The 270-nt window shown below is 65.2% G+C and carries 1 pseudogene; it reads right to left on the bottom strand.

Features of this window, described 5'->3' with window-relative positions:
- A pseudogene (locus tag ABD323_RS43010) lies at positions 1-239 on the bottom strand (hypothetical protein); the annotation flags it as partial.
- Positions 240-270: the final 31 nt, after the last annotated feature.

The raw sequence follows: 270 nt of genomic DNA on the forward strand, positions 1-270 counted from the left end.
ACCCTGGTGGCCAGCGCCGAGGCCCCCAGCGAGACCGCCGAGACCAGGCCGAGGCCGAGCAGGACCAGGTCGACCTCCCGGAAGGCGTCGAGCGCCTCCCGTCCGGTGGAGACGGCGCTCACCTTGCACCCGTAGAAGCTCAGACCCTGTTCGAAAATCTCCCTGTCCCGGCTGTCGCTCTCGACGACGAGCACGCGCCACGTGATGTCCGCGCCGATGTCATCGATCGTCTCTGTCATTGGCTGAATGAAGCCATTGGGCATGTTTATG

This window comes from Kitasatospora nipponensis (genome assembly GCF_039528135.1).
In the GTDB taxonomy this organism is placed as follows: domain Bacteria; phylum Actinomycetota; class Actinomycetes; order Streptomycetales; family Streptomycetaceae; genus Kitasatospora; species Kitasatospora nipponensis.